The sequence below is a fragment of the Ramlibacter sp. G4-7 genome, from assembly GCF_057784995.1.
This window is the reverse complement of sequence record NZ_JBYNTT010000001.1, coordinates 225,045-241,282: the sequence shown is the minus strand read 5'-3', so window position 1 is coordinate 241,282 and position 16,238 is coordinate 225,045. Positions and strand designations below refer to the sequence as shown.

Annotated in this window: 12 protein-coding genes; all 12 read left to right on the top strand. The window is 72.6% G+C overall.

Annotated features, from left to right (window positions below; genetic code table 11):
* Nucleotides 1-2: 2 nt before the first annotated feature.
* The 12 genes from AC3EGR_RS01180 to AC3EGR_RS01125 all read left to right on the top strand — a co-directional run bounded on the left by AC3EGR_RS01180 (nt 3) and on the right by AC3EGR_RS01125 (nt 16,226).
* Complete coding sequence (locus AC3EGR_RS01180; protein ID WP_488544593.1) at nt 3-2,039, top strand: phage tail sheath family protein; 2,037 nt, start codon at nt 3-5, stop codon at nt 2,037-2,039.
* A 16-nt stretch (nt 2,040-2,055) separates the two neighbouring features.
* Nucleotides 2,056-2,508, top strand: coding sequence for a phage tail protein (locus AC3EGR_RS01175; protein ID WP_488544592.1), 453 nt, complete (start codon nt 2,056-2,058; stop codon nt 2,506-2,508).
* Nucleotides 2,509-2,512: 4 nt separating this feature from the next.
* Nucleotides 2,513-5,158, top strand: a complete 2,646-nt coding sequence (locus tag AC3EGR_RS01170; RefSeq protein ID WP_488544591.1) for a hypothetical protein — start codon at nt 2,513-2,515, stop codon at nt 5,156-5,158.
* Nucleotides 5,159-5,296: 138 nt separating this feature from the next.
* Complete coding sequence (locus AC3EGR_RS01165; protein WP_488544590.1) at nt 5,297-5,755, top strand: phage tail protein; 459 nt, start codon at nt 5,297-5,299, stop codon at nt 5,753-5,755.
* A gap of 2 nt (nt 5,756-5,757) precedes the next feature.
* The gene (locus tag AC3EGR_RS01160) at nt 5,758-6,528 is read left to right on the top strand and encodes a CIS tube protein (protein ID WP_488544589.1); all 771 of its coding nucleotides are present in this window, start codon (nt 5,758-5,760) and stop codon (nt 6,526-6,528) included.
* Between the two features lie 10 nt (nt 6,529-6,538).
* Nucleotides 6,539-6,706 (top strand): hypothetical protein, encoded by a 168-nt coding sequence (locus tag AC3EGR_RS01155; protein ID WP_488544588.1) that lies wholly within the window; start codon nt 6,539-6,541, stop codon nt 6,704-6,706.
* A gap of 1 nt (nt 6,707) precedes the next feature.
* Entirely contained in the window at nt 6,708-7,775 is a 1,068-nt protein-coding gene (locus AC3EGR_RS01150; RefSeq protein ID WP_488544587.1) for a phage late control D family protein, read from the top strand.
* A 1-nt stretch (nt 7,776) separates the two neighbouring features.
* On the top strand, nt 7,777-8,499 hold the full coding sequence (locus tag AC3EGR_RS01145) for a phage baseplate assembly protein V (protein ID WP_488544586.1): 723 nt from the start codon (nt 7,777-7,779) through the stop codon (nt 8,497-8,499).
* A gap of 8 nt (nt 8,500-8,507) precedes the next feature.
* Entirely contained in the window at nt 8,508-10,583 is a 2,076-nt protein-coding gene (locus tag AC3EGR_RS01140; RefSeq protein WP_488544585.1) for a hypothetical protein, read from the top strand.
* Entirely contained in the window at nt 10,583-10,981 is a 399-nt protein-coding gene (locus AC3EGR_RS01135; protein WP_488544584.1) for a GPW/gp25 family protein, read from the top strand. Before AC3EGR_RS01140 ends, AC3EGR_RS01135 begins: the two co-directional genes overlap by 1 nt.
* Nucleotides 10,982-10,988: 7 nt before the next feature.
* A complete protein-coding gene (locus AC3EGR_RS01130) occupies nt 10,989-13,244 on the top strand; it encodes a baseplate J/gp47 family protein (protein WP_488544583.1) in 2,256 nt (751 codons plus the stop codon).
* Nucleotides 13,245-16,226, top strand: coding sequence for a phage tail protein (locus AC3EGR_RS01125; RefSeq protein ID WP_488544582.1), 2,982 nt, complete (start codon nt 13,245-13,247; stop codon nt 16,224-16,226).
* Nucleotides 16,227-16,238 lie beyond the last annotated feature (12 nt).

Genomic DNA, 16,238 nt, shown 5'->3' with positions numbered 1-16,238 from the left:
CCATGCCCGAATACCTGGCTCCTGGCGTCTTCGTCGAGGAAGTCTCGTTCCGCGCCAAGTCGATCGAGGGCGTGTCGACGACCACCACCGGCTTCATCGGGCCGGCCCGCTTCGGGCCCGTGCACCTGGAGCCGGATATCGTCACCAGCCTGGGCGACTTCGAACAGGTCTACGGCGGCGGCGACGAACTGGTCTTCGCCGACTCGGGCACCGCGCCCAATTTCCTGTGGCACGCGGTGCGGGCGTTCTTCACCGAAGGCGGCAAGCGGCTGTACGTCTCGCGCGTGTACCAGTCGGGCGCCGGCGGCGACCGGCCGCAGCTGTTCGAGCCCCTCGACCCGGACCAGGAGTTCTCGGTGTCCGCGCCCACGGGCCCGAGCGACAACCTGCGCTACGCCGACGGCCACGCACGGGTGGTCGACCTCGTCGGCGCCGGGCTGATGGTGCGCGCGCGCCACCCGGGCGCCATGGGCAACTGGCGGGTGCGCTTCACCCTGCGCGCGCGCAGCAACATCCTGGGCTCCGCGATCGACCCGGTCACGCGCCGGCGCCGCACGACGGTGGGGGCGCTCAACCACCGCGACCTGGTCTGGGCGCGCGACATCACCAGCCCGCAGGTCGCCGGCGACCTCGGCCGCTTCTATCTCGCCCTCTGGGACGAGGACGACGCCGTCTGGCGCTTCCAGCAGGTGGCCAGCGGCTCGCCGCCCTCGGCGGTCTCCGGCACGCAGACGCTGGACGAACTCTTTCCCGACCCGGTGCCGGCCGCCGGCGACACGCTGCGCGTGGTGACGCTGGGCGTGACGCTGCTGTCGCGCGACGGTACGCGCGAGATCGCCACCTGGTCCGACCTGCCCATCGACCCCGCCCACCGGCAGGGGGCGAGCGGCGACTCGGTCTTCGACCGTTTCGCCACCTCGCCCGCGTCTGCGGCGGACGCGCGGCTGCTGCCGCTGGTGATCGCGCGCGACGCCACGGCCATCGCCAGCGCGGCGGACGTGCTGGCGGTCCTCTTCGACGGCGATGCCCTGCCGCTGCTGGACCCGACCGATGCGCAGGAGGCGCGCAACGTGCGGGTGGAGGACAAGATCGGCATGGGCGTCTGGGCCGACTTCCTGATCACCGGCGGCCATGACGGCGAGCGCCCCGGCGCCGGCGACTACGAAGGCGAGTCCGACCCGGCGCGCTCGTTCGCGCTGGGCCTGCGGCAGTTCGAGGACGTGGAGGACATCTCCATCGTCGCCGCACCCGGCTCCACCTGGGACTACGCCAACTACGACGAGGACGCCGACGCGATCCACGGCCTGCTGATCGCGCACGCCGAACGGATGCGCTACCGCGTCGCGGTCCTGGACAGCGCCGAGGCCCAGTCCATCTCGGAAGTGCGCAACATGCGCGCCCGGCTGGATTCCAAGTACGCGGCGCTCTACTACCCGTGGGTCACCGTGCTGGACCCGGTGACGCGCAACGAGATCGACCTGCCGCCCAGCGGCTTCGTCGCGGGCATCTATGCGCGCAACGACATCGAGCGCGGCGTCTACAAGGCGCCGGCCAACGAGGTCGTGCGCCTGGCGCTGGGCTTCGAGACGCTCCTGAACAAGGGCCAGCAGGAAGTGCTCAACCCCGAGGGCATCAACTGCTTCCGCTTCTTCGAGGGCCGCGGCATGCGCCTGTGGGGCGCGCGCACGATCAGCTCGGACCCCGAGTGGAAGTACGTCAACGTGCGGCGCTACTTCGCCTACCTGGAACGCTCGATCGACAAGGGCACGCAGTGGGCGGTGTTCGAGCCCAATGGCGAGCAGCTGTGGGGCAACGTGCGGCGCACGATCGAGGACTTCCTGCTCAACGAGTTCCAGAACGGCGCCCTGCTGGGCGACAAGCCGGAGAAGGCGTTCTTCGTGCGCTGCGACCGCTCCACCATGACCCAGAACGACCTCGACAACGGCCGCCTGGTCTGCCTCATCGGCGTGGCGCCGCTGAAGCCGGCCGAGTTCGTGATCTTCCGCATCGGCCAGTGGACGGCCGATCGCAAGGTGTGACCCCCAGGAGAACGCGATGGCGACCCTCAGAGACCGTCCCTACGTGCAGTTCAACTTCCTCGTGGACCTGGGCAGCGGCAGCACCGAAGGCCCCGAGGCCGGCTTCCAGGAGGTGAGCGGCGTCGGCATGGAAGTGACCGTGTCCGAATACCGCAACGGCAACAGCCGCGAGAACAGCGTCATGAAGATCACGGGGCTGAACAAGTCCACCGACGTGACGATGAAGCGCGGCGCGATCGGTTCGCTCTCGCTCTACAACTGGCTCAACCAGATCCGCAACGGCGACCAGAACGCCTTGCGCACGGTGACCATCCACCTGCAGAACGAGGACCACACGCAGGTGGTGCAGACCTGGAAGCTGCTGCGCGCGCGGATCATCAAGCACACCAGCGGCCCCTTCAACGCCAAGGGCACGGACGTGGCGATGGAGGAACTGGTGCTCGCCTACGAGCGGCTCGAGATGGAGTGATCTCGTGGCCCGCATCCCGCCGCCGCCGCGCCGCCTGCCGGGCGTGCTCTTCGAGGCGCCGCCACCGGCGCCCGACGAAGCGCTGCCGCGCATGGACATCGCATTCTTCGCCGGCTTCGCCGACCGCGGCCCGCTGGAGCGGGCGACGGCGGTGGAAAGCCTGGCGCAGTTCGAGGCGCTGTACGGCAGCGGCATCGTGCTGGCGCGGGATACGCAAAGCGGCGAAGTGGTCGCCGGCCTGCTGCATCCGTGCGTGCGCAGCTTCTTCAGCCAGGGCGGCCGGCGCTGCTGGATCTTGCGCGTGGCGGGTGCCGGCGTGGAGCACGCCCGCTTCCCGCTCGCCGGCTTGGTGCAGGCGGAGCGCGACGCGGGCACCTGGCGCTTCGGGCCGGCAACCGTGCGTGCGGCCGATGCGGGCAGCGGCGCCGACGCCTTGCGAGTGTCACCGCGGCTCGCGGCGCGACCGCTGCGCGTGCGCCCGCTGCGCCGCGCCGGCGAGGGCCTCGTGCTCGACGCGTCCGTTGGAGTGCTGCCGGACCTGCGCGTCGGCGACCTGCTGTGGCTCCCGCTCGGTGCGCTGCGCCTGCAGGGGCGCATCGAAGCGCTCGCCGCGGACGGCACGCGGTGCGAGATCACGCTCGGTCCCATGTGCGCACTGGCCGAGCCCGAGGTCTCGCCTGCGCTGGAACCCATCGGCCTGGCGGGAGAGGAGAGCACCAGTCCGCCCTCCCTCCTCGGCGCGGAGTGGGAAGCAGGCGGTCGCTTGCGCCTGCGGCTGCGCCGCGCGGCGCCCTGGCCGCAGGCGGGCGCGACGCTCGGCATCCGTTTCGCTGCCGCGGGCGCGGGCTGGATGGCGCTCGAACAGGTCGTGGTGCTGACGCCGCCGGATCGCGAAGGCTGCGCCGGGATCGAGCTGCTGGGCCGCCCTTTCCTGCCCGCCCCGGCCGACGCGGCACTGGACGACTGGATCGACAGCGGCGACGACGTCGTCGGCCGCCGCCTTCGGCTGGACCTGCAGGTGCGCGAAGGCGCCGGCCAGCCCGTGTTCGCGTCCGACCTTCCATTGACCGCACGGGCCGGCGAGACTGGCCTCGGCCTCTCGGACCCTCTCCAGTTCGCGCTCGCCGGCGAGCGCGTGCCCGAAGACCGCCTGCACTTGTGGCTGCCCCTGGCGGACCTGGCCGGCTTCGAGGCCGGCCTCGCGCCCCTGCCCTCGGCCCGCACGCCGCTGGAGCGCGACGGGCTGGATCGCTTCGACTGGGACCTGTTCGTGGAGCCTGCACTGGCGCCCTCGCCCGCCGACGTGCTCGCCGACCGGGCCGAGGCGCTGCGCCTGGCCGGCGACCGTCCGCGGCCGCTGCATGGCCTGCATGCCTTGCTGGGCGGCGCGCCCGAGGCATTGGTCGACGAGCCGACCCTGCTCGCGATTCCCGATGCCGTGCACGCCGGCTGGGATCCCGCCGGTGCGCAGCCCGCGTGGCAACTGCTGCCGTTGCAATCGCAGCCCCTCGAACCCGACGCTGCCGAGACCTTCCGCGACTGCGACGCGGCCCCCTTGCCCGCACCCGGGTTCGTGCAGGGCGGCGACCCCGACGCCACCGGCCAGTTCACGCTCGAATGGACGCAGGTCGTCCCCGGCGCCACCTACACGCTGGAAGAAGCCGCGGACGACGCGTTCGCGACGGCAGCCGTCATCCACGAAGGGACCGCCACCCGCTTCACGGTGCTCGGCAAGCCGCCCGGCGCGGTGGCCTACCGCGTGCGTGCGGCGCTGGGCGCGCGCAGCAGCCCGTGGTCGCAAGGCGTACGGATCGAGGTGGGCGTGCTGGAGTACGCGACGCGGCCCTGGCGCGACGACACGCTGCTGGAACTGCACCGCCTGATGCTGCGCTGCGCCGCCGGCCGCGGCGACCTGCTCGCGGTGCTCGCGCTGCCCGCGCACTACGACGTGCGCGACGCCGCCGAGCACGCGGAGCGCCTGCGCGAGAACGTGGCCGACGACCGCACGCTGTCGCACGGCGCGCTCTACCACCCGTGGATGGTGATCCGCCGCGTCGACACGATCCTGCGCTTCCCACCCGACGGCGCCGCCTGCGGGCAGCTGGCCGAATCCGCCCTGCGCCGCGGCGCCTGGATCGCCGTGGCCCACCAGCCGCTGCGCGACGTGGTGGCGCTGACGCCGCCCGGCATGTCGCCCACGCTGGACCAGCGGCAGCAGGTCCTCGACGCACAGGTGAACCTGCTGCGCAGCGCGCCCATCGGGTTCATCTTTTCCAGCGCCGACACGCTCACGCGCGACGGTGCATGGCGGCCCGTGAACGTGCGCCGCCTCATGTGCCTGCTGCGCCGGCTGGCGCTGCGGCGGGGCACGGCCTACGTCTTCGAGCCGAACGGGCCCGTCCTGCAGCGCACGGTGGAACGCGGCTTCGCGGCGGTGCTCGATGACCTCTACCGGCGCGGTGCCTTCGCCGGCGCGCGCCCGGCCGATGGTTACCGCGTCGAGGCCGCCGGCGAGGTCAACACGCCGGGCCGGCGCGACGCCGGCCAGTTCTGGGTCCAGCTCAAGGTGGCGCCCGCCCTGCCCCTGAGCTTCCTGACCGTGCGGCTCGCGCGCGAGGGCGAGCGCGTGCGCTCGCAGGAGGTTCATTGAACCACCCCCGAAGCGCCTTCGGCGCCTCCCCCTCGAGGGGGCGCCCCCAGCGGCCCGGCGAAGCCGGATCCGCGGCGGCACTGGACTGCGCCTCGCGCTTTCGTGCGCCGCGTTCTGCTTCAGCACCGGAGGAATGAGATGACTGCCGCCGTTCCCTTCACCGCCTTCAACTTCTCGGTCGAGATCGTGCCGGATGGCGCCTCCTCGCCGCTCGTGAGCGCGGCCTTCGCCGAGTGCGACGGCCTGGAACTGGGCATGGAGATCAAGACCATCCGCGAAGGCGGCAGCAACGACCGCCAGGTGCGGCTGGCCGGCCCGGCGACCTACGGCAACCTCACGCTCAAGCGCGGCATGACCGATGCGAGTTTCGAGCTGTGGCAGTGGATGAGCGACAGCCTTGCCGATCCCAGCCTGCGCGCCGGGGCCGAAGTCGTGCTGTACGCCGCCGACGGCACGACCGAACGCGCGCGCGTCGTGCTCGAACGCTGCGTGCCGATCAAGCTGAAGGTGCCGGCCCTGAACGGCAAGGACGGCGCGGTGGCGGTGGAAGAACTGCAGCTCGCCTACGAGCGCTTCACGGTCAAGCGGGGGAACTGAGCATGGCGCAGCAGAACACGGCCAAGGCGCAGCTCGTCGAGCTGGACGAGGCGCTGAAGGACCCGAAGTCCGGCGGCAAGACGGTGACGGTGCAGTTCAACCCGGACTCGCTCAAGCTCACCTTCGCCAACCAGGTGCAGAACAACACGAACAGCAGCAATGCCGGCAGCAGCGGCGGCGGCAGCGGCTCCGGCGGGTCGGGCGACCAGGCCGCCGGCACGCAGGGCCGCCAGTTCGTCGGCGCCGGCACCACCAAGCTGGCGGTGCAGCTCTGGTTCGATGCGAACGCCACCGGCGAGGGCGGCGACCGCGTGGACGACGTGCGCCGGCTCACGCAGGACGTCATCTACTTCATCACGCCGCAGGAGGCGAGCTCGGACCCGACCAAGTTCCTGCCGCCCGGCGTGCGCTTTTCCTGGGGCTCGTTCCTGTTCAACGGGCTGGTCGACGGCATCGAGGAGACGATCGACTTCTTCTCGCCCGACGGCAAGCCGCTGCGCTCGACGATCTCGCTGACGCTGTCGCAGCAGACCATCCTGGTCTCCAGCTTCAGCGGCAGCGGCCGCATTCCCGGCCGCCCCAAGGCGCCCGGCACCTCGCCCATGACGCCGGCCGCGATGGGCAGCACCTTGCAGGGTCTCGCCGGTGCGGCGGGGGCGGGCGCCGGCAACTGGCAGGCGATCGCCGCCGCCAACGGCATCGAGAACCCGCGGCTGCTGCAGCCCGGCCAGCTGATCGACCTGTCGGCGCGGACGCTGCCCAGCCTGTTCTGAAGGAGCCGCGATGCCGGTCGTCATCAACGAATTCGAAGTGGTGGACACGCCTGCCGGCGAGGGCGCGCGCGTCCAGCCGGCAGCGCCGGCCGCCGCGCCGCCGCGGCCCGATCCGCAGGACCTGCGCCGCTGGCTGGCCGAGCAGGCCGAGCTCCAGCTGCGCCTGGAGGCGAACTGACATGGACGACGGCCGCAGCGCGATCGCCTCTGCCCGCCCCGCCTTCACGGTAGGCGGCGAGGACCAGCCGAAGCTGGATGCCGGCCTGCTGCGGCTGGCCTGCGGCGAGACCGAGGCGGGCCTCGCGCACTGCGAGGCCGAGTTCGGCAACTGGGGCGAAAAGGACGGCCACACCGGCTTCCTCTGGTTCGACCGCAGCAAGCTGGAGTTCGGCAAGGACTTCGTGGTGAAGATCGGCAGCAGCACCGTCTTCGACGGCCGCGTGATGGCGCTGGAGGGGCGCTTCCCGCCGCAGGCCCCCCCGACCCTGGTCGTGCGCGCCGAGGACCGCCTGCAGGACCTGCGCATGACGCGCCGCACGCGCGTGTTCGAGCAGAAGAGCGAGGCCGACATCGCGCGCCAGATCGCCAACGACCACGGCCTCACGCCGCAGATCGACATCGCCGGCAACGCGCAGGACGCGACGGTGCAGCTGAACCAGAGCGACCTCGCCTTCCTGCGGTCGCGCGTGTTCGCCGCCGACGGCGAGTTGTGGCTGGAAGGCAAGACGCTGCACGCCGGCAAGCGCGGCTCGCGCACCGACTCGCAGCTGGAGCTGGTGCACGGCGCGCGGCTGCGCAGCTTCACGGTCTGCGCCGACCTCGCGCACCAGCGCACGTCGGTGCGCTGCACCGGCTGGGACGTCGCCGGCAAGCAGGCGATCTCCGCCGAGGCGACCGCGAGCGCGATCTCGTCGGAGGCGAGCGGCGGCACCAGCGGGCCGGACGTGCTGCAGCAGGCGCTGGGCGCGCGCAAGGACTGCTTCGCCCATGCGGTGCCGCTGGACGACGGCGCCGCGCGCGGCTGGGCCGAGGCGCACCTGCGCGCGGCGGCGCGCCGCTTCCTGCGCGGGCGCGGCGTGGCCGATGCGGACGGGCGCATCCGCGTGGGCCGCAAGCTCAAGCTCGAGGGGCTGGGCCCCCTGTTCTCCGGCATGTACGGCGTGGTCGAAGCCTGCCACCGCTTCGACCTCGCCCAGGGACTGTGGACGGAATTCGTCGTCGAACGCGCCTTCATCGGGAACCCCTGACATGCAGGTCACCGAACGCCCCATGCTGGAAGCGCTGCTCGCCGCCCGTGCCGCCGAGGGCTGGGGCGGCGTGTTCCACGGCGTCTATCCCGCGCTGGTGGTGGACATCAAGGACCCGGACTCGCAGGGCCGCGTGAAGATCAAGCTGCCGTGGTCGCCCGACCCGGACGGCGCGGCCTGCGAACTGTGGGCGCGCGTCGCCACCCTCATGGGCGGCAACAACCGCGGCACCTGGTTCATCCCCGACACCGACGACGAGGTGCTGGTGGCCTTCGAGGCCGGCGATGCGCGCAGGCCCTACGTGCTGGGCGCGCTCTGGAACGGCAAGGACAAGCCGCCCGAGTCCATGGACGGCGGCGGCAACAACGACAAGAAGGTGATCCGCTCGCGCAACGGCGTGAAGGTCACGCTCGACGACCAGGATGGGCAGGAGAAGCTGATCCTGGAGACGCCCGGCGGCCAGAAGGTGACGCTCAAGGACGGCCCCGGCGCGATCGAGATCGTCGACAGCAACGGCAACTCGGTGAAGCTGGAGAGCGCCGGCATCACGATCAACGCGTCGGCCAAGGTGACGGTGCAGGCCGCCCAGGTCGCGGTGTCGGCCAGCCTGGTGCAGGTCGACGCCGGCATGTCCAAGTTCTCCGGCGTGGTGCAGGCCGACACGGTGATCGCCAACAGCGTGATCAGTGCGTCGTACACGCCGGGCGCCGGCAACATCTGGTGAGGACCGCGATGGCGAACCACGACCTGGCCTGGACCGCGCCGCAGCCGTTCTGGACCTCGCCCTCGGGCAGCGTGCAGGACGCGCTGCGCCAGCCGCAGATCCTGCGCTTCGCGAGCGACGAGTTCATCCCGCAGCTGCTGGCACAGCTCGAGCAGGACCCGGCGGCGCTGACCCAGTACGCCGTGTACAAGGAAACCTGGCGCGGGCCGAGCGGCGCCGCACCCGCGCCGGCGCACCGCTGGCTGGAACGCGAGCCGAAGCGGCTGGGGCTCGTGCGGCGCGCGCTGCTGCAGCGCAAGCGGGCCAACGGCGAAGAGCTCGTCGCTGGAGGCAGCGACACGGCGTCCGTGCTGAAGCTGTACCAGCCGGCGCACCTGCGCCACTATCTCGTGGGCGGCTCGCTGGTGTGCCGCACGCCGGGCCTGCCGGACCGCGCGGTGGACCCGGCGCGGCACAAGGTGTCCTTCGTCGTCCGCCGGTTGTTCCCGCACGGCAAGGACCCGCTGAAGCTGCCCACCGCGGACGAGGCGCTGGGCGTGCCACCGGAGAACCTCGCCGGCTGGGACGAGTACGCCTTCGTGCTGCAGGGCAAGGCGGGCGCCTGGCGCAAGGTCGCCACTACGCAGCAGCCCGCGGTGAATCGCGTGATCGCCGGCGAGGAACGGCTCGCGATGTTCCCCGCGCCCTTCGTGCAGGACGACGGCCATGCGCGCCGGCTCTACATCGGCAACGTGCCGGTGGGCAAGCGCGAGGCCTACCAGGCCGCCGCGGCCGCGCCACCGGCACCGCTGCCGGGCTCGGGGGAGCCGGACACGCCGGCCGGCCTGGATGCGCGCGTCGCGCTGTTCCACACCCAGGTGCTCGCGCGCTGGAAGGCGCTGGCCAACCAGGTGATGCGCGTGACGCTCGGCGGACTCCTGGTGGACGCGCGGCCGGATGCGCTGTTCGTTCTTCCGGACAGCCACGTGATCCCCTCGCCCCGGACGACCCTGGACCCGAAGGCACTCGACGTGCTGCGTCTGTCCCGCGGCCCGCTGCTCACCGCGTCCTGGTATCTGCTGCTCGACCTGCGTGAATTCCTGGACGAGTACCTGGGCGAGGACTTCCTGGCGGGGGGCCATGCGGCCGGGTCGCCCAAGCAGGTGCTGTTCGACGCCCTGAACGGCTCCGCCTTCCATCCGGATCTCCTTGCGCAGGGAACGCCGACCACGGGGCTCCCCGCCGTCTTCCTGAACAACGTCTACGGCGTGGCCGACGTGCAGACGAACCTCGTCTCCGCGCTGCGCTCCATCTCCGGTGTCAAGGCGGGCCTCGAGCGCGTGAAGACCAGCTTCGAGCTGAAGGCCTCCGGCAACAAGCCCGCCGACTGGCCGTCCTTCCTGTTCCTGTTCGCCGATCCGTGGTTCGGGCCCCTGCTGCCTGCGGGCACCAGCCCGACCCCGCCGGCCGACGACTATCTCGTGGAGAAGCTGCAGGCGCGCATCGACCACCTCGCCACCCTGCTGGAAGACGCGCTGGAGACGCCCGCCGAAGGCCAGCGCCTGCCCGAACCCGCGCTCGCCACCATGCAGCCGGCCGACATGCGCGACGCCTGGTACGCCATCCGCCTCGTGTACGAGCGCCCCGACTGCGCGCCTTTCGAGGCGACGGTGGTCAGCGCGCCGACGCGTCCCTTCCAGATGGCCGGCTTCTTCGATCCCGACGCGCCCGCGCGGCCGATCCGCATCGGGCTGCCGGTGGACATCAGCCCGAACGGCCTGCGCAAGTTCGACAAGAACACCGCCTTCATGCTGTCCGACATGCTGTGCGGCCAGATCGACCGCATGAAGGGCATCGGCTTCGTGGACCTGGTGCTGAGCGTGCTGCCGTGGCCGTTCCACAAGGACCTGAACGTGCCGGAGAAGGGCGACTGCAGCAAGGGCGGGCTGTCGCTGGGCGTGATGTGCTCGCTGTCGATCCCGATCGTCACGATCGCCGCGCTGATCCTGCTGATCATCATCGTCAGCCTGCTGGACTTCGTGTTCCGCTGGATGCCGTTCCTGGTCGCCTGCTTCCCGCTACCGGGATTCAAGGGGAGGAAGTGATGGACGCCGCGCGCCTGTACGGCCAGGGCATGGGCTTCCCGCCGCGCGTGGGCCCGGACGGGCGCATCGCGTGGTCCAGCGGCGAGGACAACATCCGCGAGTCGCTGCGCATCGTGCTGATGACGGAGCCCGGCGAGCGCCTGCGCCTGCCCACCTTCGGCGCCGGCCTCGGCCGCTTCCTGTTCGAACCCAACACCGTCGCCACGCACGCCCTGATCGCCGAGCGCATCCGCGACGCAGTGACGCGGCACGAGCCGCGCGTGCGCGTGCAGCAGGTCGACGTCGCTGCCGACCGGGCCGACCCGCACGCGGCCATCGCCGCCATCACCTATCGCCTGGTCGCCACCGGCGCCCTCGAGCGCGTGTCGCTCGCGGTGCCCGTGGGCGGCGGCGCCTGAGGCCGTCATGCCGCTGACTCCTCCCGCCATCGACGAACGCCCGTTCCAGGACCTGGTGCGCGACACCCTCGCCCGGGTGCCGGTGCACACGCCCGAATGGACGCAGCTGGGCGAGAGCGACCCGGGCGTGACGCTGGTCGAACTGTTCGCTTTCCTCACCGAGAGCCTGCTGTACCGCGCCAACCGCGTGCCGGAGGCCAGTCGCTTCAAGTTCCTGCGCCTGCTCGGCCTGCCGCTGGCAGCGGCGCAGCCCGCCCGCGGACTCGCCGTGCTGCGCAGCGACCGGCCGGAGCCGCGCGCCGACACGCTGCCGGCGGGAAGCGAACTGCGCGCCGGCGACATCGCGTTTCGCACGCAGAACACGATCGACGTGCTGCCGGTGGAAGCGCGCGCCTACGTGAAGTTCCTCGTCACCAACGCGAGCACGGACGAGGCCTACTACCGCCTGCTCTATTCGGCGGCCGAGGAGCCGGATGCGGTGCTCACCATGTACGAAACGCGCGTGCTGGATGCACGCTCGCCGGTGGACATCGCGCGCGACACCGTCGACGGCGCGCTCTGGCTCGCGCTGCTGCACGCCAAGGATGCCGATCCGGAAGCGGTGCGCGCGCAACTCGCCGGCCGCACGCTGGCGGTCGGCCTGCAGCCCTACGTGGAGGACACGCCCAAGGTGCTGGGCACCGATGGCGCCGGCGGCGCCGACCAGCCGGGGCGGCTGGTGCGCTACGAAATGCCCGCGCTCGCCGCGACGACCACCGTCGCCGGTCGCCGCCAGGCCGCCTGGCGCGTGCGCGACGCCCGCACGACCGACGACGTGCTCGCCGGCCCCGGCGTCGTGGAGGTGCCGCTGCCGGCGGCGGCCGAACTCGACACCTGGCGCGACCTCGACCCGCTGGAAGCCGGCGTCGGCGACTTTCCGCCCGCCATCGACGATTCCGCGCTGGCCGGCCGCGTGCTGACCTGGTTGCGCGTGGTGCCATCGGCGTCGGCGCGGGCGCGCTTCCTGTGGGCCGGCATCAACGCGGTGCGCATCGAGCAGCGCGTGCCGGTGACCAACGAGCTGCTGGGCGAAGGCGACGGCCGGCCCGACCAGGTGTTCAAGCTGGCGCGGCCCGGGGTCGTCCCGGGCTCCGTGCGCCTGGACGTGCTGCACGCGAACGAGCGCAAGCGCTGGCAGCCGATCGACGACCTGGTGGCCGCCGGCCCCGAGGTCGGCCAGCGCGACCCGCAGCGCGCGCCGGGCCAGGTGGCGCAGGATCCGCGGCCGGCCGAGGTCTTCCTCGTCGACGCGGAAGCGGGCGTGCTGCGCTTCGGCGACGGCCTGCGCGGCCGCCGGCCGCCGGCGGGTGCGCGGCTGGTCGCGCACTACGAGGTCTGCGAAGGCGTGCGCGGCAACGTGACGCCGCATGCGATCACGAGCGGCCCCGCCCTGCCGCCCGGCGTCAAGCCGGACAACCCGCTGCCCACGTGGGGCGGTGCCGACGCGGAGTCGGTCACCAGTGGCGAGAAGCGTGTCGCCGGCTTCATCCGGCACCGCGACACGCTGGTCACGCGGCAGGACTTCATCGACATCGCCCGGCGCACGCCCGGCGTGGACCTCGCGCGCGTGGAAGTGCTCGCGGCCTGGCACCCCGACCTCGGCGCCGGCGAGCCCGGTGACGCACCCGGCGTCGTCACGTTGATGCTGGTGCCGCGCAACGATCCGCGCCAGCCGGGCGCGCCCGCCCCCGACGCCGCGCTGCTGGACGCCGTATGCCGCCACCTGGATCCGCGCCGGCTCGTCACCACGGAACTGGTGCTGCGCGGGCCCGACTACGTGCCGGTGTGGATCTCGCTGGGCATCACGGTGGCCGGCGGCTTCACCGTCCCGGAGGTGCGCGACGGCATCAAGCGGCGGCTGATCGAGTACCTCGCGCCCGCGCGCGACGCGGAGCGCGCCGCGGCCGAAGGCGTGAGTGCGCTGGCACTGCCCGGCATGAAGAACGGCTGGCCGCTGCGCAAGGCGGTCAATCGGCTGGAGCTGATGGCGGAGGCGAGCCGCGAGCCGGGCGTGCTCCGCGTCGACGAGCTGCTGCTCGCGCAGGGCACGAGCGGCGCCACGCCGGAGGTGCCTGTGGTGGGACTGCAGCTGCCGCGCATCGCCGGCCTGTCGGTGGAAGCGGGCGCGGCGGTGCCGCTCGATGCGCTGCGTGGCGCCAGCAGCGGCGGCGGCCAGGCGGGCCGTCGCGTGGTGCCGGTGCCCGTCGTGCCGAAGGAGTGCTGAATGCGCGACGCGAACGGCAGCCGCTTCGAACTCCTGCTCGGCGAGGAGGACTGGGGCCGCTGCACCTTCGTCGAGGGCCCGCAGGCGGGCCGCACGCTGGCGCAGGTCTGGGCCGACACGCGCGCGGACGAGGCGCTGGTGTTCGATGCCACGCAGCAAAGCCTGATGCTGGCGCCGCGCATCGCGCGCTTCCGGGCACCTCCCGGCGACACGCCGGCCGATCCGCAACGCCGCCTGGGCGCGGCGAGCGACGCGTTCGGCAACGTGTACTGGGTCGCCGAAGGCGGCGCGCGCATCGACGTGCTCAATGGCGGCACCCGCACGCCGTCGGTTCATTCGACCGCCGCAGAGCCAGCGCCGCCGGTGCCGCGCGGGGACTTCGCGCCGCTGGCGCCGCACGCGCCACCCGCGCCACCTTCGCTGCGCGGCCTTGCGGTCACGAGCGAGCACTACCTCGTCGCGGGCGTGCGGCCGCATGCCGGCGGCAACGGCGGACTGCGCGCGTTCGACCTGCTCGCGGGCGGCCCGGCGCTGCCGCTGCGCTGGCCTGCCGCCTGGCCCTTCGACCCGTTCGCGCTCGCGCCGCGTCCTTGCGGCGGCGTGGCGGTGCTCGATCGCACGCACGCGCGCGTGTGGCGACTTGGACGGAGGCTCGGCATGCAAGGCGTGTTCACGGTGGAGGAGGACGACGCGTCGGCGCCGGACGACTTCGCGCCGCACGACGCGCACGCCGCGGCTCCTGTCACCGCTGGCGCCGCGCCAGCGGCGCAGCGCCCCTGGTTCGACCTCGTGGTGGACGCCGCCGGTGGCGCGGACCCGGTCGCCCTCGTCGTGCTCGCCGACGAGGCGGTGCTGGTCATGGACGGCCAGGGCAGCGACGGCTTCGCGCTGCTGTCGCTGTACGTCGGCGGCAACCTGCAGGCCCGGGCCTCCACCCGCGTGATCCTCGACGTCCTGGACGAGGACGAGCAGGCAGGATTCGTGCTGCGCGGCCACGACTGCGCCCTTGCGCCGACGCCAGCGGACCAGCCCGAGCGCCTGGTGATCGCATCGCAGGAAGGCAACCAGGCGTACGCCTTCGACCTGCTGCGCGAAGGCGCCAGCCTGCAGTTGATGCCGCAACGCAGCTTCCTGCCCATGCGCCGCTTCGGCAGCCGCGGCCTCGTGCGGCGGCTGCCGGACGATCCGGCTCGGCTGCCGGAAGACACCGGCCTGCGCTACGACGGCCTGGGCACCTGGTTGCCGCTGGTCGCCGAGAAGCGCCCGCGCTATGCGTCGCACGCGGTGCTGGAAAGCTCGCTCGATCCGCGCTACTGCCTGGACAGCGGCGAGCCGGCCTGCACCTGGCACCGCATCGTGTTCGACGGCTGCGTGCCCTCGGGCAGCCATGTGCGCATCGCCTCGCGCGCGGGCGACAGCCTGGAGCTGCTGCAGGATGCCGCCTGGCACGACGAGCCCCTGCCCATGCTGCGCCCGGACGGCAGCGAGCTGCCCTGGATCCAGGACGGCCCGGCCGCGCACACCGACGCGGCGCAGGGCCACGGCGCGTGGGAACTGCTGCTGCAGCATGCGCACGGCCGCTACCTGCAGCTGCGCCTGCGGCTGGAGAGCGCGGACGAACTCGCGAGCCCGCGCATCTTCGCCCTGCGTGCGTGGAACCCGCGCTTCTCGTACGCGCGGCGCTACCTGCCCGCGGTGTACCGCGAGGACGAGGCGTCGGCCGATTTCCTGGAACGCTTCCTCGCCAATTTCGAAGGCATCTTCACCGCGCTGGAGGACCGCATCGCCGGTGCACCCGCGTTGTTCGACGTGCGCAGTGCGCCGCCGCAGGTGCTGGACTGGCTGGCGAGCTGGCTGGGACTGGTGCTGGACGACGCGGTGAGCGCCGAACGCAAGCGCCTGCTGATCCGCTTCGCCGTCCCGCTGTTCCAGTACCGCGGCACCACGCAGGGCGTGCGGCTCGCGACCGAGCTGGTGCTGTCGCCGTGCGTGCGGCCCCAGGACTTCGTGCTGCCGCAGCGTTCGCAGCGCCAGCCCTACGGCATCCGCATCGTCGAGCGTTTCCTCACGCGCCGGTTGCCGCGCGTGCTGCTGGGCGAGACGGTGCTCGATGCGCCGCGGCTGGTTGCCGAAGGCGCGCGCTGGACGGCGGCCGATGGCGCCGACGGCCTGCATCGGCGGTACCGCGCGGCGCTCGCGGCCGACGGCATCGCGGGTGCGGACACGGCGCACTACGCACCGGTGCCGCCCGCCGATGGCGCGGATACGTGGGCCCGCTTCAGCGCGGAGACACTGGGCGCCGTGCCGCAGCTCGCAGCAGCGTTGTCGCAGCGCTGGTCCGCCCACCTCGCCACGCTGGAGAACGCGCACCGCTACGGGCTCGGCCCGGGACTGCCGCGCAACTGGCCGGCCGACGATGCCGATGCGCAGAAGCTGTGGCGCGATTTCCTTTCGCCCCAGAGCCTGGGCCCGGAGCTGCGCCGCTGGCTCACGCGCTGGCAGCTGTTCCTCGCACGCCGTTACCGGCGGGTGGACGCCTACCTGCAGGCCTGGGGCGCGGACTGGCCCGAGTTCGCCCTGATTCCGCCGCCCGACGTGTTGCCGTCGGCGCCGCAGGCCCTGGCCGACTGGGTGCTGTTCGAAACACGCCTGGAAGCGATGGCACAGGCGGCGCACCGCTTCAGCGTCCTGGTGCCGAGCAGCGGCCCGCTGGCGGAGGCCGGCGCGCTGCAGCGGCAGATGGACTGGGCGCGCAAGGTGGTGCTGCTGGAAAAGCCGGCGCACACCACCTTCGACGTGCGTCCCTACTGGGCGATGTTCCGCACCGGCTCCGCAAGGCTGGGGCTGGACACGCTGCTGGGCGAGGGCAGCCGCGCACCGTCGCTCGCGCCGCAACTGTTCGCCGGCCGGGGCCACGTGGGCGCCAGCCGCGTCGCCTTTGCTCCCGCGGTGCCGCCCGACCGCCTCTTGCTGGCCTGCTGATCGAGGAGAGAA